The organism is Millisia brevis NBRC 105863, from assembly GCF_001552615.1.
Lineage (GTDB): Bacteria > Actinomycetota > Actinomycetes > Mycobacteriales > Mycobacteriaceae > Millisia > Millisia brevis.
Genome location: NZ_BCRN01000006.1, coordinates 205,490 through 226,773, shown reverse-complemented (window position 1 = coordinate 226,773; position 21,284 = coordinate 205,490). Strand labels below are relative to the sequence as shown.

Sequence of the window (21,284 nt, the reverse complement as noted above, 5' to 3'; positions counted from 1 at the left end):
CGGTGACCGGTAGCGGCGGCTACGACAGGTTCGGTCGCGGCTACGGCGTCACCCGACGGCCCGATCCGCGGATCGCTGCGCAGATCGATGCGGCACTGTCCGGGATGCGGTCGGTGGCCAACGTCGGCGCGGGAACCGGTTCGTACGAGCCGATCACCACGCGAATCGCGGTCGACCCGAGCCGGGTGATGACCGCGCAGCGCGCCGCGACGGCCGCGCCCGCCGTGCTCGGGGTGGCCGAGGCGCTCCCGATCGCGGATGCGGCGGTCGACGCCGCCCTCGCCGTCCTGACGATCCACCACTGGCCCGATCTCGAGAGCGGCCTGGCCGAACTGCGGCGCATCGCTCGGCGCCGGGTGGTGATCATGACCTGGGACGCCGACGTCTACGAAACGTTCTGGCTGGTCCGGGACTACGTGCGGGCCGCGGCCCGCACCGACCGCGGCTACGCCGTCCCGCTCGATCGGATTACGACGGCCCTCGGCGGCCGGGTGGAAACGGTCCTGATTCCGCACGACTGCACCGACGGCTTCGGGGCGGCCTATTGGCGACGTCCCGACGCCTACCTCGATCCCGAGGTGCGGGCCGGGATGTCGATGTTCGCGCGCACCGACCCGGGAACGACCGTCGAGGGACTCGACCGGCTGCGCGACGACATCGACAGCGGCCGATGGCGCCGGCGGTATGCCGATCTGCTGGACCTCGACGACTACGACGCCGGCTACCGCCTGGTGGTCGTCGACCTGTGACGGCGCTACCTCTGACGGCGCGACCGGGACCCGCCTCGGTTACCGCCGGCCGGCCTCGACCGGCGCGGACGCGGTGAGCAGCCGATCGACCCGTTCGATCAACCGCTCGCGCAGCGGCTGGGCGCGCTGCGCGAACTCGCGCTGGCAGTGCGCGTAGCGGGCCTTTCCCTCCGGGGTTTCCACCGCCACCGGCTCGTATCCCAGAGCGCTCAGGTCGTAGGGGGACGCGCGCATATCGAGCTCGCGGATATCGCGGGCGAGGTCGAAGCAGTCGGCGATCAGCTCCGAGTCGACCAGGGGCGCGAGCCGGAAGGCGTGCTTGTACAGATCCATCCCCGCGTGCAGGCAGCCCGGCTGTTCGAAGTCCGGCCGATCGTCGCGCTGCGGCTGGAGCAGATTCAACGAGCGGGCCGGCGGGGTGAAGAAGCGGAACGCGTCGTAGTGCGAGCAGGCGATCCGGTGGGTCTCGACCACCCGATCGGTGCCGTCGTGGCCGAGGCGCAGCGGCCACGACGCATGCCGGGTATCCGACGGGTCGAGCCGATAGACCATCGCCCATTCGTGCATCCCGAAGCAGCCGAACTGGGCGGGCCGCTGCAGCGTCGCGATCAGCAGCCGCCGGATATCGGCGAGCAGACCCCGCCGGGCGTCGAGCATGGCGACGGAAACGCGGGCGACACCGCCGTCGACCTCGTATCCCTTGACCTCGGCGTACTCGTCGGCGTCGGCGAGCGCGATCCCGTACCCGGGATGCCACCGACGCAACTGCGCCGGGCGAAACGAGTAATAGGAGAACAGGAAGTCGTCCACGGGGTGGGTCGCCCCGGTCCGGCGGCGCTCCAGGTACGGCTCGATCGCCGGCGCCATCCGGGCCTCGTGCGCCCGCACCGCCGCGCGCCATCGCGCCGCCTCCAGGATCTCGACCTCCACCCCTGCGACGGTACCGGCCCGCCTCGGTCGCTCTATACCCCGGCGAGCACCAGCGGCACGTACAGCTCCGCCGAGGTGAACGAGCCGTGATGGCCCGGCAGCGCCGACTCGTGCGGTTCGGCGGTACGGCGCATGACGGCGGACCGGCCGCGCGCCGCGACGACGACATCGCCGATGCGTGGACGTACCGCGTCGCGGACGGTATCCCCGAACCACCCGGCGGCGATCGCCTCGTCCCGCTCGACCACGAAGGCCAACTCGCCGAGGACCTCCCGCCAGGCCGCGACCACATCGGCGAGAGCACCCTCGGTGGTGTACAGATGGCGCGCCCGCGCCTCGCCGGCGACCGCGTCGAGCCCGGCGGTCAACCGCGGGTCGCCGTCCATGTCGATCGTCCGCTCCGGGTCGGTGCGCACCATGCCGTGATCGGAGACCACCGCGACCAGTCGACCGGCGGGCAGGTCCTCGACCACCGACTCGACCAGGCGGTCGACCTGGCGCAGCTGCATGCGCCAGGGCTGCGATCCCGGCCCGTAGAGATGCCCGATCGTGTCCAGATCGCTGTGGTAGCCGTAGCAGAAACCGCCGTCGGCCAGCGAGCGGCGGACCCCGGCGATCAGATCGCCCGCCGCGTGGACGCCGACGTAGGTGCTGCCGCGCAGCACCGACCGGCTCAGCCCCGACCCGGCGAACCGGGCGTAGTTGATCACGCTGACGTCGATGCCCGCGGCGGCCGCGCGTTCGAAGGTGGTCGGCAGCGGCTGCAACCGCTCGGGCGGCAGTTCGGTACGCAGATCCTCGCCGTCGGGGTGGCGGCACCAGCGCAGCGCGTTGAGCACCCGCGCGTCCTCCGCCGGGCGGAAGGTGTAGCCCACCATGCCGTGTTCACCCGATCGGCGGCCGGTGCCGACCGCGGAGATTCCGGCCGCGGTGGTCGAGGGATAGCCGACCTGGACGCGGCCACGTCGCAGCGCGGTCAGGACCGGGGCGTCGTCGGCGAACTCGTCGAGTTGTTCCGCGCCGAGTCCGTCGATCAGCAGGATGCAGGCGCCGGTGACGTGGTCGGGCACCTCGATGCGCCGTTCGGTATCCGGCACCCCCATCGCCGCCAGGATGCTCGGCACCACGTCGGCGAGGTGTGGATCGTCGGGGAGGCGGGGCAGGTCCGGGAGTGCGGCCGAATCGGTCATAGGGTCAGCTTGCCGGCCGCACCGGCCGCACCGGCCGGGTCCGCAGTCGCGGGATCAGTCGCCGAGCAGGCTCGAGGTCAGGTCGACCCGGCCGTAGCGACCGCGGAAGAAGAGCAGCGGCTCGAGGTCGTTGGCGTGCAGGTGGTGCAGCCGCGCGACGACGATCGTGTGATCGCCGGCGACGTGTTCGGCGTAGAGGTCGGCTTCCATCCAGGCCAAACAGTTGTCGATCACCGGGGCGCCGGACGGCGACGGCGTCCAGTCGATCCCGTCGAACTTGTCGGGCCCGCGGACGGCGAGCCGGCGGCTGACGTCGGCCTGGCCGTCGGAGAGCACGTTGATCGCGAACCGCTCGGCCGGGCGCACCCGCGGCCACGAGGTGCTGGTGAGGGCGACGCAGAAGGCCACCAGCGGGGGATCGAGCGATACCGAGGTGAACGAGTTGGCGGCCAATCCGACCGGCGTCGATCCGTCCTCGCCGACGGCGGTGATCGCCACCACGCCGGTGGCGAAGTGGCCGAGCACGTCGCGCATCGTGCGCGCGTCGACGGCGGGTGCCGCCGCCATCGAACCCTCGAGCGTCGCATCGTCGGATGCCTTCACCATCACCGAAACCCCTTTTCCCGAACCCGACGACCGGTGGCGTCGTCGGATGTGACCTCATCCACGGTAACCGCCGGATGTCTCCGGATCGGGGGTTCGCCGCAGCCTGATCCTGTGGTGGTGGTCTCGGACAAATCCGGCTACCGCCTCGGGCGGGTCGGGCCGGCTCAGACCGGGGGCAGCACGCGCCCGGCAAAATCCAGAGCCAGGTCGATGCCGCCGCGCACGGCGAGGTCGCCGTGCTGGGCGTCGAGCACCCGCAACTCGTACGGGGTGCCCGCCGCGGCGAACTCGCCGATCAGCTTCTCGGTCAGCCACAGCGGGACCGTGCGATCGCCGCTGCCGTGCACGATCAGGATCGGATCGCGGTAGTCGGCGGTCGGAACGGCCAGGTGTTCGCGCAACGCGGTCTCGAACTCGGGGGTGCCGAGCGGTCGGGACAGCAGCTCTCCCGGCGACCGATTGCCGATGATGTCCGGCCACTGCCCGTAGCAGGCGGTCGCCACCCGGTCGACCAGATCCCGACCGACCGGGGAGAGGTAGGAGTTCACGTCGAGCTGCGGATGAGTGGTGCGCACCGAGTTGAGTACCGCCGCGAAATTGCGCCGCGGGAAGAACGGCAGGCTCGGCATCTGCGGCGCGGCGAGCGCGTAGACGCTCTCGACGTTGGACGTCGGGGCGAGCGCGACGATCCCGCGCAGGTCGAGTTCGGGCGCGTACGTCGGCGCGAGGTTGCCGGTGGACAGGGCCGCATGCCCACCCTGCGAGTGGCCGGCGACCATCCATGTGCTCGACAGGACGTCGTATCGGGCCCGGGCCGCGCGGACGGCATCGATCGTGGCGGTCGCCTCGGTCTGCCGGTGCAGATAGGGATGCGGGCCGGGGGAGTCGGGGCTCAGCCCCAGGTAGTCGGGGATCACCACCGCGTAGCCGGCGTCGGAGAAGCGGGCGACGATCGGGGCGTTGCCGTTCGCCAGGCCGGCCGTGCCGAGCAGCCCGCAGTTCTGGCCCATCCCCGAGGTGCCGTGGGTCCAGGCGACGATCGGCAGGGTCGCCACCTCGGCCGCCCCCGCGGGGAGGCGCACCAGCGCCGAAGCGGTGGTCGGCAGGCCATCCGGGCCGCGGGTGCGGTAGACGATTCGCTCGACGCGATCGAGGCCGCCCCACTGCACGGCTTCCCACGACAGGAGCTTTCCCGGTACGTCCGCGTCCGCGGTCTGCGCGTCGACGCTGTCGGTCGGCGGGGTCGGATCGGTGGCGGGGTCGACGGCGCCGACATCGGAGGCGACGGTGAAGGTGGGTTCGGTGACGGCGAGGTCCGTGCCCGCGGTGATCGCGGCACCGGTCAGGACCAGCAGCAGCAACGCGACGGCGGTACCGCGATTGCCGCGCGTCGCCCTACGTGCCCGCATCGTTCCTCCGAGCGGCTTCATCGGAAACGGTCACGTTCCGATTGGATATACGTTCGGTCCCAATCCTGTATACCTTGTGACCGTCCCGTTTATCCCGATGGCCCGCTCCGCCGGACCGACGTGTCGCTCAGCCGCCGTGTGCCTGGTACTCCTTGACCTTCTTACCGCGACGGCGGTAGCCCCAGACGAACCATCCGACGAACAGTGCGATCAGCACACCGAAGATCGCGCCCCACAGGGATGCGGCCCGGAAGCCCGGCGCGTCGACGTCGAGGATCCGCTGCCCGGCGTGCGAGGCGTTGTTGGTGCCGAGCACCACACCGAGGGTCAGCAGGTTGGGGATCGAGACCAGGACGCCGAGGCCGCAGAGCGTCAGCGCCGGGATGTTCTTGAGGCGCCCGCGGCTGAGGAAGGCGAAGCCGATCAGCAGCAGCGGCACCAGGGTGCACAGCAGGCCGATCGTCAGGCCGGTGCCGATACCGCGGCCGAAGGAGCCGCCGACCATCGAGCCGATCCAGCCCGCCCACCAGCGGGGGAGGAAGGCCGCGAGCAGGAAGTAGACGATCACCGCGACGATCGCGGTGATCAGTACCGCGATGCCGCGCTTCATCCAGTGATCGAGGCGATCGCGGAAGGTCGGTTGCGCCGGCCCCTCGGCGAGGCGAGCAGGGTCGACCGGTGCCCCGGGGGTGGTCTCGACCGGGGCGGACGGCCCGGGTGCGATCTCGGCGGCCGGTGCGGCCGGTGGTGTGGACTTCTGCAGCGGTGTCGGTGCGGCGGCCGGTTCGGACGGCCCGCCGGCTACCTGGTCATCGGCCATGGTGCCGAGTCTAAGCGCACCCCGTGGCGCTCGAGCCGCCCGAATCGCCCACCGGTACTACCGTCGCTGATATGTCTGCCGCACCGATACGAGAGCTTCCCGAACGGGCCGAGGTGGTGGTGATCGGCGGTGGTGTCATCGGCACCAGCATCGCCTATCACCTGGCGAGCGCCGGTGTACCGGACGTCGTCCTGCTCGAACGGGACGAGCTGGCGGCCGGGTCGACCAGTCGGGCCGCCGGCGGGGTGCGCGCGACGTTCAGCAATCCCGCCAATATCGCGCTCGGCCTGCGCGGCCTGGAGATCTACTCCCGCTTCGAGGAGCTCTACGGGCAGCCGATCGACTTCCGTCGCGACGGCTACCTCTACCTGCTGTCGGACGCGGACGACGTCGGCGTCTTCACCGAGAGCGTCGCGGTGCAGAACAGCTGTGGGGTACCCAGCCGCATGGTCGACCCGGCCGAGGCGCAGCGGCTCTCCCCGCTGATCGCCACCGACGGGCTGTTGGCCGCCTCCTGGTCGCCCGCGGACGGCAAGGCCACCCCGGAGTCGGTGGTCCAGGGCTACGCGTCGGCGGCCCGGCGGCACGGCGCCCGGATCATCCGGCACTGCGAGGTGACCGACATCGCCAGTTCCGGCGGGACGATCACCGAGGTGCGCACGCCCGACGGCGCCATCCGCACCTCCCGGGTGGTCTGCGCGGCCGGCGCCTGGTCCGCGGCGATCGGCGACATGGTCGGCGTTCCGATTCCCGTACAGCCGGTCCGGCGACAGATCGCCTTCACCGAACCGATCCCGGACCTGCCGCCGGTGTCGCCGTCGTTGACGATCGACTTTCCGTCGACCTTCTACTTCCATCCGGAGGGCGGGGGATTGCTGTTCGGCTGGTCGGACCCGGATGAGCCGGTCGGCTTCAACCGGCGCTTCGACCTCGAGGGGTGGCTGGCCGGGGTCGCCCCGATCGCCGGGGTGCGGGTGCCGATCCTGCTCGAGCAGGGCATCCGGACCGGCTGGGCGGGTCTCTACGAGGTCACCCCGGACGCCAACCAGATCATCGACCGGTCGACCGTCGTCGACGGATTGTTCATCGCCACCGGCTACTCCGGCCACGGCTTCCTGATGGGACCGGCCACCGGGGAGATCGTCCGGGACCTGGTGCTCGACCGCACACCGACCTACGACATCGAGGACTTTCGACTGGGCCGCTTCGATCGGGTGGTCGCCGCCGGCGAGGTCAACATCGTCTGACCGCGCGGCCGGTTCGCGCCGGGTGTCGTGGAAAGCTGGGACGCATGGCCGAACCGATCGACGACTACTTCATCAGCGCGGTACGACAGGTGCAGCGGCCGCCGACGTCGGAGTCGGGGTCCGGGCCCTCCGGTCCGGACGCCTCGATCGTGGCCGGTTCGGACCTGACCGTCGCGGAGGCTCTGAACGTCTTCGACGCCCAACTGGGCAGTCGACACCTCGACCTGGCCGCCCGCGCCCTGCGCGGCGACGGTATCGGCTACTACACGATCGGCTCGTCGGGCCACGAGAGCAATGCCTGGGTCGCCGCGGCGCTGCGGCCCACCGACCCCGCGCTGCTGCACTACCGGTCCGGCGGCTTCTTCCTCGCCCGCGCCGCGCAGGTCGCGTCCGACCGCGACGCGGAACGCGATGTGCTGCTCGGGGTGGTCGCCGCGACCGAGGAACCGATCTCCGGCGGCCGGCACAAGGTCTTCGGCCGGCACGACCTCGCCGTCGTTCCGCAGACCTCGACGATCGCCTCGCATCTGCCGCGGGCGGTCGGTGTCGCGTTCTCGATCGTGCGCGCCGGCAAGCTCGGCGTCGACGGGCCCTGGCCGACCGACGCGATCGCGGTCTGCAGCTTCGGCGACGCCTCGGCGAACCACTCGACCGCCGTCGGCGCGATCAACACCGCGCTGCACAGCGCCTACCAGGGGATGCCGATGCCGATCCTCTTCGTCTGCGAGGACAACGGGATCGGTATCAGCACCCGCACCCCGGACGGCTGGATCGCCGCCGCCTACGGGGCGCGCCCCGGGCTGCACTATGTGACCGCCGACGGCACCGATCCGGTCGCCGTCCACGAGGCCGCGACCGCGGCGGCGCAGTGGGCGCGCACCCGCCGCGCCCCCGCCTTCCTGCACCTGCGCACCGTGCGGCTGATGGGCCACGCCGGCTCCGATGTCGAGTCCGCCTACCGCACCCCGCGCGAGATCGGCGCCGACTACGACCGCGACCCCGTCCTGGCGACCGCCCGCCTGTTGATCGAGTCCGGGGTCTGCGACGCCGACGAGATCGTCGACCGGTACGAGGCGTGCCGCAGTCGGGTGCTCGGCCTGGCCAAGGAGGTCGCCGAATTGCCGCAGCTCGACAGCGCCGACGCGGTGCTCGCCCCCCTGACCGCGGCGCTCGACGACGCGATCGCCGCGTCCGCCGATGCCCACCCCGCCGACAACCCTCCCGGCGATAGCTCCCCGGCCGAACCGTCTACCTTGGCGCAGACGATCAACCGCACCCTCGGCACGATCCTGGCCGACCACCCCGGCGCGATCCTCTTCGGCGAGGATGTCGCGCGCAAGGGCGGCGTCTACGGGGTGACCCGGGGCCTGCAGAAGGCCAACGGGCGGGCCAAGGTCTTCGACACCCTGCTCGACGAGCAGGCGATCCTCGGGCTCGCCCTCGGCGCCGGGGTGTCCGGTCTGCTGCCGATCCCGGAGATCCAGTACCTCGCCTACGTGCACAACGCGCTCGACCAGATCCGCGGCGAGGGTGCGACGCTGCAGTTCTTCTCCGACCGGCGCTACCGCAACCCGGCGATCGTGCGCATCGCCGGGTACGCCTATCAGAAGGGCTTCGGCGGCCACTTCCACAACGACAACTCGGTCGCCGCGCTGATGGACATCCCCGGCGTGATCATCGCCTCGCCGGCCCATCCCGACGACGCCGCCGCGATGCTCACCGCCTGCGCGGACGCGGCCGCCCGCACCGGGGCTTTCTGCATTCAGCTCGAGCCGATCGCGCTCTACCACACCCGTGACCTGCACCGGGAGGGCGACGGTGGCTGGCTGTCCGGCGCCGCCGAGGGGGCGGTCGACGGCACGATCGGCACCGCCCGCACCCACGGCTCGGGCGAGGACCTGGTGCTCGTCACCTTCGCCAACGGTGTGCCGATGAGCCTGCGCGCCGCCGAGCGCCTGCGCGCCGAGCACGGCATCGACGCCCGCGTCGTCGACCTGCGGTGGCTCGCGCCGCTGCCGATCGACGACGTCCTGCGGGAGGCGAACGCGGTCGGGAAGGTACTCGTCGTCGACGAGACCCGACATTCCGGCGGCGTGGGCCAGGCGGTGATCACCGGACTGGTCGAAGCCGACTTCGAGGGGCGAATGGCGCGGATCTCCGCGCGCGACAGCTTCATCCCGCTCGGCGACGCCGCCCTCGAGGTGTTGATCTCCGAGGACGACGTCATCGCGGCGGCCCGGCGGATGGTGCCGGGCCGATGAGACGGTGGCCCGCGCCGAGGATTCCCCGGAGCGGGCCACCGCGTCGATAATCTCCTCGGCAGCGCTGTGCGGAAGATGGTTGCACAGCGCCCAGGGTCAGGTCCGGCTATCCGTGTCGCCGTCCCCGGCGATGGGCTCCGCGGTGATCACCGAGCCGGCCGCGGTGCTCGCCGAGGTACCGGAGATGGGTTCGGCGGTGGTCACGGTGGTCCGCCCGTCGTCGGTGACGTGGACGCCGTCGACCGCCTCGCCGCGGGCGACCATGCCCGCCACATCGGACAGCTTTACCTGCCGCAGGAAGAGCGCCAGGACGAACGCGAGCACCAGGAACGGCAGCAGGTACCAGAACACCGGGGCCAGGGCGTCCGCATAGGCGGCGACGATCCCGTCCCGCACCGCCTCGGGCAGCTGCGCGAGGGTCTGCGGGTCGAGCGTGGCGGTCGCATTGGCGGCCTCCTCCGCGGTGCTGCCCGAGTTGGCGAACACCGAGGTGAGGTTCTCGGACAGCCGGTTGGTGAAGATCGTGCCGAAGATCGCCACGCCGAGCGTCGCGCCGACCTCGCGGAAGTAGTTGTTCGTACTGGTCGCCGTACCGATCTCGGTCGCCGGGACCGCGTTCTGCACCACCAGGACGACCACCTGCATCACCAGGCCGAGCCCGGCGCCGAAGAAGAACAGGTACACCATGATCAGCCAGACCGGGGTTGACGCGGTCAGGGTGGTCATCACCGCCATCACGATCGCGGTCAACAGGGTGCCCATGATCGGGAAGATCTTGTACTTGCCGGTGCGGGTGATCGCCAGACCCGAGGCGACCGCCGTACCGAGCAGGCCGACCATCATCGGCACCATCAACAGACCCGATTCCGCCGCCGACGTACCGGTCGACATCTGCAGGAACGTCGGGATGAAGCTGATCGAGGCGAACATGCCCAGGCCGATCGCCAGGCCGATGGCGGTGGCGTTGACGAAGATCGGGTTGCGGAACAGAGACAGTGGGATCACCGGGTCGGCGACGCGCGATTCGGTGAAGATGAACGCCGCGACCGCGATGATCAGTCCGACACCCCAGGCCCAGGTCGTCGTCGAGCTCCAGCCGTGGCCGGCGTCGCCGCCGAAGTCCGCGAACATGATCAGGCAGGTCGTCGCCGCGGACAGGAACAGCACGCCGAGGATGTCGAGCGGCTTGGTGGCCTTCTTGCTCGGCAGCGTCAGGGTGAACCAGGCGATCGCGAAGGCCGCGATGCCGACCGGGATGTTGATGTAGAACGCCCAATGCCAGGTCAGGTGGTCGACGAAGTAGCCGCCGAGCAGCGGTCCGGCGATCGCCGAGAGACCGAAGATGCCACCGAGCGGGCCGAGGTACTTGCCGCGCTCCGACGCCGGGACGATGTCGGCGATGATCGCCTGCGACAGGATCATCAGCCCGCCGCCACCGGCACCCTGCAGGGCGCGGAAGATCACGAAGGTCCAGAAGTCGTCGGCGAAGGCGCACCCGATCGAGGCGAGGGTGAAGATCGCGATCGCGAAGAGGAAGAGCCGTCGTCGGCCGAGGACGTCACCGAATTTGCCGTAGATCGGCATGACGATCGTCGTCGCCAGCAGGTAGGCCGTGGTGATCCAGGCCTGGTGCTCGACGCCGCCGAGATCGCCGACGATCGTCGGCATCGCCGTGCTGACGATCGTCTGGTCGAGGCTCGACAGCAACATCCCGGCGACCAGCGCGCCGAAGATGATCCAGATGCGGCGCTGGGTGAGGACCAGCGGCTCCGCGGTGGTGGGTGCGGACATGTTCAGTTCCGTTCGGAAGCGGGGGACGTGGAGAAGACGGCGCGGGCGATGTCGAGCCGCTCGCGCAGGAGTTGGGCGTAGGTGACGTCGCTGTCGCCGCCGAGGGTGAGCATCGTGTGACCGGATTGGCGCATCAGGGCCAGGACGAGGTGGACCGCCGTCGCCACGTACGGGTCGTCCGCGGGAACACCCTCGCGGCGGGCGGCCAGTTCGACATCGCGGGCCTCCGCCTCTCGGGCGAACTCGAACATCGAGGCCGTCAACTGGGGCTCGCGCTTGGTGACGCGAATCATCTCGAGGTGCGAGGCGGCGGAGAAGCCGAAGACCGTCCAGCGGGCGATCGCCAGGTCGACCAGGGCTTCGACGAGCGGGCCGGTGGAGGTCAGGAAGGCCTCGATGACGGCGTCGTGTGCCTCGTCCTTGATGCGGATGCCCAGTACCGCGTGTTCCTTCTTCGCGAAGTGGTTGAAGAAGGTGCGCCGCGACACGCCGACGTGCTCGCACAGCTCGTCGACGGTGAAGCCGGCCAGGCCGCGCTCGGCGGTCCACTCCCGCGCCGCGGCGATCAGCAACCCGGCCGTATCCCGGCGGGGGCGCAATCGCAGCAGATCTGCACTATCAGTCACATAGTGCAGAATGGCACTTTCGAACCGATAGTGCAACAACGATGCGGGCGCGGCGGACCCGCGTCGGCGGATGGAGCCCCCGGCGCCGGCGACAAGTGAGGTTAGGATGGGCTAATGCGCTGGGAGAATTTCGTCGGAACTTTTGTCGGCCGCGAACGGGTGGGCACGCATCTGCTGCGCCTGCGATTCGAGATCGGGGACGGCACCGCGGCCGGCTATCTGCCGATCGAGCCGGGCGACGAGTCGATCGCGTTCTATCACTCACCCGACGGCACGCCCTTGCAGGCTCGCACCAGCGACGACCCGGAGGCGACGGACGGCTGGGAAATCACCGACGAGGATCGCGGCATCGGGCACCGCAACTTCACCGTTCGCTCCTACGATCCGGACACCCGCGAGATGGTGGTCGACATCGCCGAACACGGGCACGGTCCGGCGATCGAATGGTTCCGGGCCGCGGAGCCGGGATGGCGGCTGCTGATGGCCGGACCGCGTTCCTGGTACGCACCAACCACAACGGTTCGGCACGTGCTCGCCGGTGATCTCGCGGCATTGCCGGCGCTGGCGCGGATCGTCGAAGGGACCGACCCGGCCACCCGGATCACCGCGATCGTCGAGATCCTCGACCGGCGCGACCTGTCGTATCTGCCCGAGCATCCCAACCTGGAGATCGTCGAGGTGATCGGTTCGGGAAATGGGGTGACCCCGACGCGCCTGTCCGAGGCGTTGACGCATGTCGAGCTGGACGACGACACCTATTGCTGGTTCGCGGGGGAGGCCGCTGATATCCGCGCGGCGAAGAAGCATCTGCGATCGCTGGGCTGGACGCGCGACCGCTACACGATCGTCGGCTACTGGCGGCAGAACGCCGACCAGTGGACCAAGGATTTCGAGGCCAAGCGGCCGGAATTGGTACAGGTATATCAAGACGCGCTGGCCGCCGGGAACAGCGCGCAGGAGGCCGCCGATCTCTACGAGGCGGCGCTGGAGAAGGCCGGGCTCTAGCGGAATCCGCCGGGCGCCGTGGAGTCGGCGCCCGGCAGGTGATCGGCGCGGTGCCGATCAGTCCGCGGTCGGTGCGGCCTCGTAACCCGGTCGCGGGACGTGGTTCATCAGGGTCCGACAGAAGCCGCCGTCGACCTGAATGTCCTGGCCGGTGACGTAGCCGGCCCGATCGCCGGCCAACCACATCGCGGCGTTCGCCAGATCCTGCGGCGTCCCCACCCGGCCGATCGGCACGACGGCGCTGCGCCGTTCGGTCACCCCGGGCTGGGTGTAGAAGCTCTCGGTCAACGGGGTGCGGGTCATACCGGGGGAGAGCACGTTCGAGCGCACCCCGGCCGGACCCCATTCGACCGCCAGGGTCTGGGACAGCATCGACACCGCGGCCTTGCTCGGCGAGTAGGCGCCGGACGAGGACTGCGGATTCGACGCGGAGATCGACGCGATGTGCACGATCGATCCGCTGCCGCGGGCCCGCATATCGGCGCCGAAGGCCCGCGCGCACAACAGATATCCGGTGACGTTGACGTCGAAGACCCGCTGCCAGTCCGCCAGGTCGATCGCGGCCAGCTCACCCGGCAGCATGATCCCGGCGTTGTTGACCAGCACGTCGATCCGGCCGAACCGCTCGAGCGCCTGCTGCGCGGCGGCGTTGACCGCATCGGGATCGGTGATGTCCGCGCCGACGCCGAGGGTCTCGACGCCGAGACCGGCGGCCCGATCGGCCACCTCGACGGCGCCCGCGACGTGCACGTCCAGGGCCACGACGTGCGCACCGCAGGCGGCGAACTCCATGGCGATCGCGGCGCCGATACCGCTGCCGGCGCCGGTGACCACCGCGACCCGGTCCCGCAGGCCCAGCCAGTCGCGACCCGCGCGGGGATCGGTGTCGACGGTGACGGTCTGTTCGATGGTCATGATGCCCTGCTCCTTCGTGCCGCCTCGGTGATCGACGTGACCGCGGCGGGTGATTCGGTGTCGGTGGAGGTATCGCGGACGGACGTGTCTCCGGATGCGCTTGTCCCGGTAGCGATATCCCGCCCGACCAGGTAGCCCAGGACCATGCCCGGGCCGATGTTCGCGCCGTATCCGGGGTAGGCCCCGCCGAAGACGCTGACCGCGGCGGTGCCCACCGCGTGCAGACCCCGGATCGTGGCGCCCGCGGCGTCGAGGACCCGGCCGTCCGCGTCGACGGAGAGGCCGGCGTAGGTGCCCAGATCGCCGACGCCGATGCGCACCGCGTAGTAGGGGCCGGTGTCCAACGGGGCGAGATTGGGGTTCGGCGTGTGCTTCGGATCGCCCTTGAAGTGGTGGAACCACGTCGAGCCGCGGGCGAAGCGCGAGTCGACCCCGCGCTCGGCGTCGGCGTTGAACTCGTCGAGCGTCGTCTGCAAAGCCTCCGCGGGCAGTCCGATCTTTCCGGCCAACTCGGCGACGGTCGGTGCGGCGGTCAGATAGCCGACCCGACGGTAGTACCAGGTGGGCAGCGGCCACGGCTTGGCGTACCCGATCCCGTAGCGGCGCATGGCCTTCCGGTCGGCGATGATGTACCCGTAGGTGCCGTTCTCGTCGGCGTTGTCGGCGATCAGGGCGGTACCGAAGTCGTGGTACGACAGCGACTCGTTCGCGAACCGCTTGCCGTGCCGGTTGACCGCGATCAGGCCCGGCAGCCCGAAGGCCCGCAGATGCGGGAAGACGCGCCGCTTGCCCCGCAGGGTGCGGAAGTGGGTCACCGGGGCCCACGACGCCGGCTGGTGCGGGCGGGTGGTGAAGTCCGCCCCGACCGCCGTGCCGAGGCGATAGCTGTCGCCGTCCTGGCCGACCGTCGGGGTGACGTGGTCGTCCTCGGCGCGGTCGTGGGCGAAGACGCGCCGGCGGACCGCGGGATCGCCGCCGAATCCGCCCGCGGCCAGTACCACTCCGAGCCGAGCCTCGATCACGCCGGGCTTGCTGCCGCCGACCCGGGCACCGATCACCGCGCCGTCGGCGTCGGTCAACAGCTCGGTCACCGGGCTCGACGTCCACATCGGGATGCCCATCCGCCGCGCGGTCGCCACCAGCCCGGTCATCAGGGCGTTGCCATTGGTCCGGGTGAAAGCGCGCCGATGACGCAGCGTCTCGTACCAGGTGCGCAGCAGCGCCCGCGCGACGTAGCCGGTCGCCCGCACCGACCGGTTGACGTCGAGGAAGGTCGACAGTTCCTTGCCGATCTCCGGCATGTAGCCGAAGACGGTGAAGCTGTACAGGTACGGGCGCAGCCGCAGTCGATCCTCACCGAGGATCCGCGCGTCGGCCCGTCGCACGGTCACCGCCCGGCCGCCGCGCCGGGCGCCGGGGGCTTCCATCCGGTAGTCGGGGGCCGCCTCCGGATAGACGAACTCGACGTCGGTGCGCCGTTCGAAGAAGTCCATAGCCTCCGGGACGGTGTCGAGGAAGGTCGCGACCGCCGCGGCGTCGTAGGACTCGCCCGCGAGCGCCCGGATATAGGCTTCGGCGTCGGCGCGGGTGTCGCCGTCCGCGATCCCGGGCGCATTGCCCGGTACCCACAGCCAGCCGCCGGAGATCGCGCTGGTCCCGCCGAGGTATTCGTCCTTCTCGACGACCAGCACGGAATGCCCCTGCGCGCCAGCGGCGATCGCGGCGGCCATACCGGCCGAGCCGGACCCGACCACCAGCACATCGGTGTTGAAGGTCACCATCGGATCACACCTCGCTCGCGAGCCGGCCGAGCATCGGAACCCACTCGGTGGCGGTGACGTCCGCGACGAGTGCGTTGAGCCGGAAGGGGTCGGCGTCGGTGAGCGCCAGGGCGTCCTGCTTCGAGTCGGCCCGCACCAGGATCAGCGCGCCGGGGGTCTCGTCGGCACCCCAGGGCCCCGACATCAGCACCGAGCCGCGGTCGGCCAGCGCCGAGATGTGCTCCTTGTGGCCCGGTCGGTGCTCATTGCGTCCGCTCTCGCTGCCGTCGGCGTAGACATAGGTGATCGCGAATACAGCCATGGTGATGTCCTTCGTGTTCGGAGGGTTGTGACGATCGAAACTCGTGGCGGCCGCAGGTTGAATAGACCGGTGGCACAACGGATGTGAAGAGGTGAAACTCAGACGGCCGAGGCGGCGTGCGTCTGCGCGTGTGCGGCGTGCCTACCGGCGAGGCGCCCGGAGGTGAACGCCCAGCCCAGGTGGTGGCCGTGGCCGAAGAGGGCCAGCCCGCCCTGGCCGGCATTGCCGACGGCGTAGAGGCCGGGGATCGGGGCGCCCGCCCCGTCGAGGACCTCGAGGTCGGTCGAGACGGCGAGCCCGCCGTTGGTCTGCAATAGGTAGGCGCGGATCGGGCCCAACGCGAAGTACGGTCCGACGCGGCAGGTTCCGGCCTCGGCGACCGACGCGGCGAGCCGTTCGGGGGAGACCCCGATCCCGCGGGCGAGCTCGTCGATCGTGGCGGCTTCGGTGAAGACGTCCCGCCGTGAGCGCCGGAAGTCGTCCATATACGCGAACGCGACGCCGGGCGCGGTCGCCACGTAGTGCGGTGCGGCCGAGTACTTCTCGTAGAGCTCCCGGTCACCGATCAGGTAGCCGCCGGTCGCGCCGAGCTCGGCGACCACCAGGTTGATGTTCTCGTCGGTATTCGAGCGCAGCGCGCCGTCCCCGTCGACCAGCAGCGCACCGTCGGTGAAGAGCTGCTCGCGCGGCGACAGGTAGGTGGTGACGAAGCCCATCATCAGCGAACGGATCACCCGATCCGGCAGATGCCGCAGACCCCAGCGGATCGTGCGGGTCAGGGCGCGGCGCGGCGGAACCTTCTGCAGCAGACCGTAGATGCCTTCGGACGGCGGCGGGGCGAGCCGCATACTCGGCACGTCGAAGACCTCGGCGTTCAGGACCCGGGCGCCCAGGTCGATGCCCATCCGCTGGGCGTCGCCCTCGGCGTGCGGGTTGACCGGAAGGAAGCTCGCCACCCGATCGTTGATCCAGCGCGCCTTGAGGTCGGTGCTCGCCGAGAAGTCGCCGGTGGCCAGGATGATGCCGCGGCCGGCGCGGTAGGTGACCGTGCCGCCGTCGACCGCGGCCTCGACGCCGGCGACGCGACCGCCGTCGACGACGACCAGACGCGATACGCCGGTGCGCAGTTCGATGTCGATGCCCAGATCGCGGGCCCGCCGGGCGAGGTGGTGAATGTAGGAGCGGGAGCCGGGCAGGATGTTGTGTAGTCGCGGCGCCGAGTGCGGCGGCTCACCGACCGGGCCGAAGAACTCCATCCCCATCGACCGCAACCAGGCGAGCGTATCGGTGACGTTGTGGGTCAATACCCTTGCCAGGTCTGCGCTTTCGGTGTCGGCCAGCGGTCCGGACAGGACGCGGTAGTCGGCGAGGTGGCTGTCGGCGTCGTCGACAATCCCGATACGCCGCTGATCCGGGGTGCCGGAGGCGGCGATCGAGCCCACCGAGCGTCCGGTGCTGCCGATCAGCTCCTCGCCCTTCTCCAGGACCAGCACCCGGGCGCCGGACTCGGCGGCGGAGACGGCGGCGGCGAGTCCGGAACCCCCACCGCCAACGACGATTACGTCATAGTCGTACTGGGTTTCGATATCCACGGTTCTCCTCCGCTCGGTGCGACTGTTACGTGGATCACTGTGCCCGAGGGTCAGTGTTTGGAACGGCGCTTATTCCGTTGAACGGCAAAGAACCGGGGATCGCTTGCCGGCTGCGCGGAATCCATCAGCGATGCGCTGCCGCCGAGACTGCGGGAGATCCCGCGCGCGGCGGTCATCAACGCCGGGACGTGCCCGACCACCCGTTCGGCATCGGACGGCAGCACGATGGTCAACGCCGCGGCGATCTGCCCGTTCGCGTCGAAGACCGGCGCCGCCGCGCCGATGGCATCGGGAATCGTCATCCGATCGGCGACGAAGTGGCCGCGCGCACGGATGTCGGCGAAGATGGCCCGCAGCTTGGTCGGATCGACAATCGTCCTGGCGGTATAGCGCTCGAGCGGCTGCGCCAGCAGCTCCTCGCGGCGTTCCTCCGCGGAGTAGGCCAACAGCACCAGGCCCGCGGAACAGGCGTGCACCGGGAGCCGACCCGCCACGTGGGTGGCGTTGATGATCGACCCCGGCGTCGAGAGCCGCTCGATGCTGAGCACCTCGTCGCCGTCGAGGACGCCGAGTTGGGTGTGCTGTCGGACCACCGCGTGCAGGTCCTCCATGAACGGCAACGCGACGTCGCGCAGGCGTATGACTCCGGACGCGCGCGCCGACAACTCCCACAGTCGCACCCCGACGTGGATCCCGCGGTCTCCCGTGCGTTCGAGCAACCGGATATCGAGCAGGTCGGTGACCAGTCGATGTGCGGTTGTGACGGGCAGATCGGCGCGGCGGGCGATCTCGGAGATCGTCAGCACCGGCGAGTGCGCGTCGAAGGACTCGAGGATGCGGACCACCCGTTCGATCAGGGATTCACCCGAGGGCGAATGTGCCATGCCACCTGCTCCTAGTCGTGTTCTAGCCGGACCAGAGATATCCGCCGTCGATGTAGATCGTCTGGCCCGTGATGAACAGCGCTCCGGGCGAGAGCAGATGCAGCGCACTTTCGGCCACATCGGCGATCGAACACATCCGACCCAGCGGGACGCGGGAGTTGAAGTCGTCCTCCAGAATCCCGTCGCGGATCATGCCCTGCAGCAGCGGGGTGTCGACCCACGAGGGGCCGAGCGCGTTGACCCGGATCCCGTGTTCGGCCCATTCGGCGGCCAGGGCCCGCGTCAGCCCGACCACACCGGCCTTGGCCGCCGAGTAGGCGACCCGGCCGGGCAGCCCACGCGTCGCGGCGATCGACGCGATGTTGACCACCGCGGCGTTCTCGGCGAGATGCGGGAAGGCGGCCCGGCAGGCGTAGAAGGTGCCGTTGAGGTTGACGTCGACCACCAGCTGCCAGTCGTCCGGGTTCATCGACGCGGCCGGGGCCGGGCGGGTGAGGCCGGCGCTGTTGATCAACCCGGTGATCGGCCCGTAGGTCGCGACGATCCGTTCGAAGGCGGCGGTCAGCTCGGCCGGCCGGGTGACGTCCGCGGCCGCGGCGCTGGCGCCGATCTCGGACGCGACCGTCTCGACGGCGTCGCCGTCTCGGTCGATCAGTCCGACCGCCCAGCCCCGGGCCAGGGCGGCTTCGGCGATGCCGCGCCCCAGCCCGGAGGCTCCACCGGTGATCACCAGGGTGCGATCAGCCACGTCGCACCGGTCCCAGCTCGGCCAGCGGCACTCGGTAGGTCTCGCGGGCGGTGAAGACGGCGATCGCGGAGACCACTCCGCAGACCGCGGCGAAGATCGCGACCGGCACCCAGCCGTTAGGCCCCTCGGAGACCAGCAGGTAGCAGATCGACGGGGCGAAGCCGGCGAGCAGGAAGCCGAACTGGCTGCCGACCGCGAAGCCGGAGTAGCGCACCGGGGCGGCGAACAATTCGGAGAAGTAGGCGGGCCACAGCGCGTTGACGCCGGAGTACGTGAAGCCCAGCAGCAGCGCACCGATCGTGTAGATCAGCGGCAGACTGCCGGTCGAGATGGCCCAGAAGTACGGGAAGATCAGCACCGAGCAGCCCAGCGCCGAGGTGATCCACACCGGTCGGCGGCCGATCCGGTCGGAGAGCATCGCGGCGAGCGGGATCATCATCACCGCCACGACGTTTGCGATCACCGTCACCCACAGGATGTCGGCGCGGTCGATGCCGACCTCCGAGACCGCATAGGTGACACCGAAGATCGTGATCACCGTCTGGAAGATCGCGAAGATCGCCGCGAACATCACCCGGATCACGTCGGACCACTGGGTGCGCATCAGTTCGGCCACCGGCAGCTTCGGGACCTCGCCGTGTTCGACCTCCTCGCGGAAGACCGGTGTCTCGTCGAGGCGCGAGCGCACCACGTAGGCCAGCACGATCACCGCGAAGCTGCTCCAGAACGGGATGCGCCATCCCCAGCTCATCAGGAATTCGTCGGGCATCGCGGCGACCGGGATGAAGACCAGCGTGGCCAGCAGGGTGCCGGCCTGGCAGCCGGACATGGTGAAGGAGGTGAAGAGGCCGCGCTTGCCGACCGGTGAATGCTCGAGCGTCAGGGTGCTGGCGCCCGCCGCCTCACCGCCGGCGGAGAAGCCCTGCCCGAGGCGCAGCACCACCAGCAGCGCCGGGGCCAGCAGGCCGATCTGCTCGTAGGTCGGCAGGAAGCCGATGCCCATACTGCAGACGCCCATCAGCACCAGGGTGAACAGCAGCACCCGCTTGCGACCGATGCGGTCGCCGTAGTGGCCGAGCACCAGGCCGCCGAGTGGCCGCGCCACATAGCCGACACCGAAGGTGGCGAGGGCCGCGACCACACCGACGGTCTGGTTCTCGGCCGGGAAGAAGAGCGTGGGGAAGACCAGCGCCGCCGCCGCGCCGTAGATGACGAAGTCGTAGTACTCGAGCATGCTGCCGAGGAAGGCTGCGGTGGCGGCCTTTCGGCCGGCCGGCCGCGAACCCTCGGGCCCTGTGGCGATGGCCGTACCGGATGTGGTGCCGAGTCGTTCGGGCTCGAGACGTTCGGGCTCGAGACGTTCGGGCAATGGTGGGTCCGCGATGGTCATCCGATCACTCCCTCGTGCGGTGGGCCGACCACTGTGACTCGGCCCTCATGGTGCACAGAGTGTGAGGATCATCATCACTCGCTCGATGTGATCTTGCCAATGAACGGCAAACGGGTCGCCGCACGGTGTCCGGAAGGCGGCGAGCGATGGTCGGACGCCCGGTAGCGTCGGACGGGCCGCGCACAACACCAGGGAGGTTCGGGGTGGGACGCATCCTCGTCGTCGGATCGATCAACCAGGACCTGCGGGCCGGCGTCGAGCGGCTACCCGGTCCCGGCGAGACGGTGATCGGTCGCAGCCTGGATCGCTCCGCCGGCGGCAAGGGCGCCAACCAGGCGGTCGCCGCGGCGGTGGCGGGCGCCGCGGTCGACATGCTCGGCGCGGTCGGCGACGACGATGCCGGCCGCGGCAGCGTTGCGGCGATGGCCGCGCACGGCGTGCGGGTCGAGCACATCGCGGTGGTCGCGGACGAGCCGACCGGTACCGCGATCATCCAGGTAGACGACGGCGGCGAGAACTCGATCGTCGTGATCCCGGGCGCCAATCATGCCGTCTCCGAGGCGGATCTGGGGCCGGTCGACGGTCTGACCGCCGGGGACATCCTGCTGCTGCAGTTGGAGATTCCGTTGCCGGTGGTCGCGGCGGCGGCACGTCGGGCGGCGGCCGCCGGCGCCCGGGTGGTGCTCAACCTCGCCCCGTTCGCCCCGGTCGATGCGGACGTCCTCGCGATTGCCGATCCACTGATCGTCAACGAGCACGAGGCCGCGCAACTGGCCGCCGCCGGGCTCGACGCCCCATCGGTATTGACCACCCTCGGTGCCCGCGGCGCGACCTGGGCCGATCTGTACGTTCCCGCCGAACCGGTCGAGGTCGTCGACTCCACCGGCGCCGGCGATTCGTTCTGCGGCGCCTTGGCCGCCGCGCTCGCGGCCGGCGCCGATCGGCAGGACGCGATGCGGGCGGCGACCGCGGCGGCCGGTCGCACCGTCGGGCATCTCGGCGCGCAGCCGCCGGCCGGCGGATAGCCGCGGCCCGACCG

General features: G+C 70.4%; 19 protein-coding genes. 5 read left to right on the top strand and 14 right to left on the bottom strand.

Annotated features, from left to right (window positions below):
- Positions 1–2 precede the first annotated feature (2 nt).
- Positions 3–749, top strand: a complete 747-nt coding sequence (locus MB1_RS10910) for a methyltransferase domain-containing protein (RefSeq protein ID WP_066906643.1) — start codon at positions 3–5, stop codon at positions 747–749.
- A 39-nt stretch (positions 750–788) separates the two neighbouring features.
- Here the strand turns inward: MB1_RS10910 and MB1_RS10905 are convergent, their stop codons facing one another.
- The 5 genes from MB1_RS10905 to MB1_RS10885 all read right to left on the bottom strand — a co-directional run bounded on the left by MB1_RS10905 (position 789) and on the right by MB1_RS10885 (position 5,704).
- A complete protein-coding gene (locus MB1_RS10905; protein WP_066906641.1) occupies positions 789–1,679 on the bottom strand; it encodes a 3-methyladenine DNA glycosylase in 891 nt (296 codons plus the stop codon).
- Between the two features lie 32 nt (positions 1,680–1,711).
- On the bottom strand, positions 1,712–2,869 hold the full coding sequence (locus MB1_RS10900; protein ID WP_066906639.1) for an alkaline phosphatase family protein: 1,158 nt from the start codon (positions 2,867–2,869) through the stop codon (positions 1,712–1,714).
- 54 nt (positions 2,870–2,923) lie between these two features.
- Positions 2,924–3,475, bottom strand: a complete 552-nt coding sequence (locus MB1_RS10895) for a flavin reductase family protein (protein WP_245650129.1) — start codon at positions 3,473–3,475, stop codon at positions 2,924–2,926.
- A 164-nt stretch (positions 3,476–3,639) separates the two neighbouring features.
- The gene (locus MB1_RS10890; RefSeq protein WP_084351545.1) at positions 3,640–4,884 is read right to left on the bottom strand and encodes a lipase family protein; all 1,245 of its coding nucleotides are present in this window, start codon (positions 4,882–4,884) and stop codon (positions 3,640–3,642) included.
- 127 nt (positions 4,885–5,011) lie between these two features.
- Positions 5,012–5,704, bottom strand: coding sequence for a hypothetical protein (locus MB1_RS10885; RefSeq protein ID WP_169801639.1), 693 nt, complete (start codon positions 5,702–5,704; stop codon positions 5,012–5,014).
- 71 nt (positions 5,705–5,775) lie between these two features.
- Between MB1_RS10885 and MB1_RS10880 the strand changes: the two genes are divergently transcribed.
- Both MB1_RS10880 and MB1_RS10875 read left to right on the top strand, forming a co-directional pair.
- Entirely contained in the window at positions 5,776–6,951 is a 1,176-nt protein-coding gene (locus tag MB1_RS10880) for an NAD(P)/FAD-dependent oxidoreductase (RefSeq protein ID WP_066906637.1), read from the top strand.
- 44 nt (positions 6,952–6,995) lie between these two features.
- On the top strand, positions 6,996–9,212 hold the full coding sequence (locus MB1_RS10875) for a thiamine pyrophosphate-dependent enzyme (RefSeq protein WP_066906635.1): 2,217 nt from the start codon (positions 6,996–6,998) through the stop codon (positions 9,210–9,212).
- 96 nt (positions 9,213–9,308) lie between these two features.
- Here MB1_RS10875 and MB1_RS10870 read toward each other — a convergent pair whose 3' ends face one another.
- Positions 9,309–11,003: an MDR family MFS transporter gene (locus MB1_RS10870; RefSeq protein WP_066906633.1), complete on the bottom strand. Its 1,695-nt coding sequence runs from the start codon at positions 11,001–11,003 to the stop codon at positions 9,309–9,311.
- A 2-nt stretch (positions 11,004–11,005) separates the two neighbouring features.
- Complete coding sequence (locus MB1_RS10865; RefSeq protein ID WP_157084011.1) at positions 11,006–11,629, bottom strand: TetR/AcrR family transcriptional regulator; 624 nt, start codon at positions 11,627–11,629, stop codon at positions 11,006–11,008.
- A gap of 114 nt (positions 11,630–11,743) precedes the next feature.
- Between MB1_RS10865 and MB1_RS10860 the strand changes: the two genes are divergently transcribed.
- A complete protein-coding gene (locus MB1_RS10860; RefSeq protein ID WP_066906629.1) occupies positions 11,744–12,634 on the top strand; it encodes a siderophore-interacting protein in 891 nt (296 codons plus the stop codon).
- 57 nt (positions 12,635–12,691) lie between these two features.
- On the opposite strand, the gene MB1_RS10855 is transcribed toward MB1_RS10860, so the two are convergent.
- From MB1_RS10855 to MB1_RS10825, 7 genes are all read right to left on the bottom strand, one after another.
- Positions 12,692–13,549: an SDR family NAD(P)-dependent oxidoreductase gene (locus MB1_RS10855; protein WP_066906627.1), complete on the bottom strand. Its 858-nt coding sequence runs from the start codon at positions 13,547–13,549 to the stop codon at positions 12,692–12,694.
- Positions 13,546–15,330 carry a 4-oxocyclohex-2-ene-1-carboxylate 5-dehydrogenase gene (gene chcC2 / locus MB1_RS10850; RefSeq protein ID WP_084351448.1) on the bottom strand — a complete coding sequence of 595 codons (1,785 nt, stop codon included), beginning with the start codon at positions 15,328–15,330 and terminating at the stop codon, positions 13,546–13,548. The genes MB1_RS10855 and chcC2 overlap by 4 nt, the downstream gene beginning before the upstream one ends.
- 4 nt (positions 15,331–15,334) lie before the next feature.
- The gene (locus MB1_RS10845) at positions 15,335–15,631 is read right to left on the bottom strand and encodes a YciI family protein (protein WP_066906625.1); all 297 of its coding nucleotides are present in this window, start codon (positions 15,629–15,631) and stop codon (positions 15,335–15,337) included.
- Positions 15,632–15,729: 98 nt separating this feature from the next.
- Positions 15,730–17,223, bottom strand: coding sequence for an FAD-dependent oxidoreductase (locus MB1_RS10840; RefSeq protein ID WP_066906623.1), 1,494 nt, complete (start codon positions 17,221–17,223; stop codon positions 15,730–15,732).
- A gap of 50 nt (positions 17,224–17,273) precedes the next feature.
- Complete coding sequence (locus MB1_RS10835; RefSeq protein ID WP_066906621.1) at positions 17,274–18,107, bottom strand: IclR family transcriptional regulator; 834 nt, start codon at positions 18,105–18,107, stop codon at positions 17,274–17,276.
- Positions 18,108–18,129: 22 nt separating this feature from the next.
- The gene (locus MB1_RS10830; protein ID WP_066906618.1) at positions 18,130–18,855 is read right to left on the bottom strand and encodes an SDR family NAD(P)-dependent oxidoreductase; all 726 of its coding nucleotides are present in this window, start codon (positions 18,853–18,855) and stop codon (positions 18,130–18,132) included.
- Positions 18,848–20,245 carry an MFS transporter gene (locus MB1_RS10825; protein WP_084351443.1) on the bottom strand — a complete coding sequence of 466 codons (1,398 nt, stop codon included), beginning with the start codon at positions 20,243–20,245 and terminating at the stop codon, positions 18,848–18,850. Before MB1_RS10825 ends, MB1_RS10830 begins: the two co-directional genes overlap by 8 nt.
- Positions 20,246–20,448: 203 nt before the next feature.
- On the opposite strand from MB1_RS10825, the gene MB1_RS10820 reads away from it, so the two are divergent.
- On the top strand, positions 20,449–21,270 hold the full coding sequence (locus tag MB1_RS10820; RefSeq protein ID WP_218000225.1) for a ribokinase: 822 nt from the start codon (positions 20,449–20,451) through the stop codon (positions 21,268–21,270).
- Positions 21,271–21,284 lie beyond the last annotated feature (14 nt).

Coding starts and splice junctions, on each gene's coding strand:
- MB1_RS10900 (WP_066906639.1), bottom strand. CDS start 2,869: ATGACCGATTCGGCCGCACTCCCGGACCTGCCCCGCCTCCCCGACGAT.
- MB1_RS10895 (WP_245650129.1), bottom strand. CDS start 3,475: ATGGTGAAGGCATCCGACGATGCGACGCTCGAGGGTTCGATGGCGGCG.
- MB1_RS10890 (WP_084351545.1), bottom strand. CDS start 4,884: ATGCGGGCACGTAGGGCGACGCGCGGCAATCGCGGTACCGCCGTCGCG.
- MB1_RS10885 (WP_169801639.1), bottom strand. CDS start 5,704: ATGGCCGATGACCAGGTAGCCGGCGGGCCGTCCGAACCGGCCGCCGCA.
- MB1_RS10880 (WP_066906637.1), top strand. CDS start 5,776: ATGTCTGCCGCACCGATACGAGAGCTTCCCGAACGGGCCGAGGTGGTG.
- MB1_RS10875 (WP_066906635.1), top strand. CDS start 6,996: ATGGCCGAACCGATCGACGACTACTTCATCAGCGCGGTACGACAGGTG.
- MB1_RS10870 (WP_066906633.1), bottom strand. CDS start 11,003: ATGTCCGCACCCACCACCGCGGAGCCGCTGGTCCTCACCCAGCGCCGC.
- MB1_RS10860 (WP_066906629.1), top strand. CDS start 11,744: ATGCGCTGGGAGAATTTCGTCGGAACTTTTGTCGGCCGCGAACGGGTG.
- MB1_RS10855 (WP_066906627.1), bottom strand. CDS start 13,549: ATGACCATCGAACAGACCGTCACCGTCGACACCGATCCCCGCGCGGGT.
- chcC2 (WP_084351448.1), bottom strand. CDS start 15,330: ATGGTGACCTTCAACACCGATGTGCTGGTGGTCGGGTCCGGCTCGGCC.
- MB1_RS10845 (WP_066906625.1), bottom strand. CDS start 15,631: ATGGCTGTATTCGCGATCACCTATGTCTACGCCGACGGCAGCGAGAGC.
- MB1_RS10835 (WP_066906621.1), bottom strand. CDS start 18,107: ATGGCACATTCGCCCTCGGGTGAATCCCTGATCGAACGGGTGGTCCGC.
- MB1_RS10825 (WP_084351443.1), bottom strand. CDS start 20,245: ATGACCATCGCGGACCCACCATTGCCCGAACGTCTCGAGCCCGAACGT.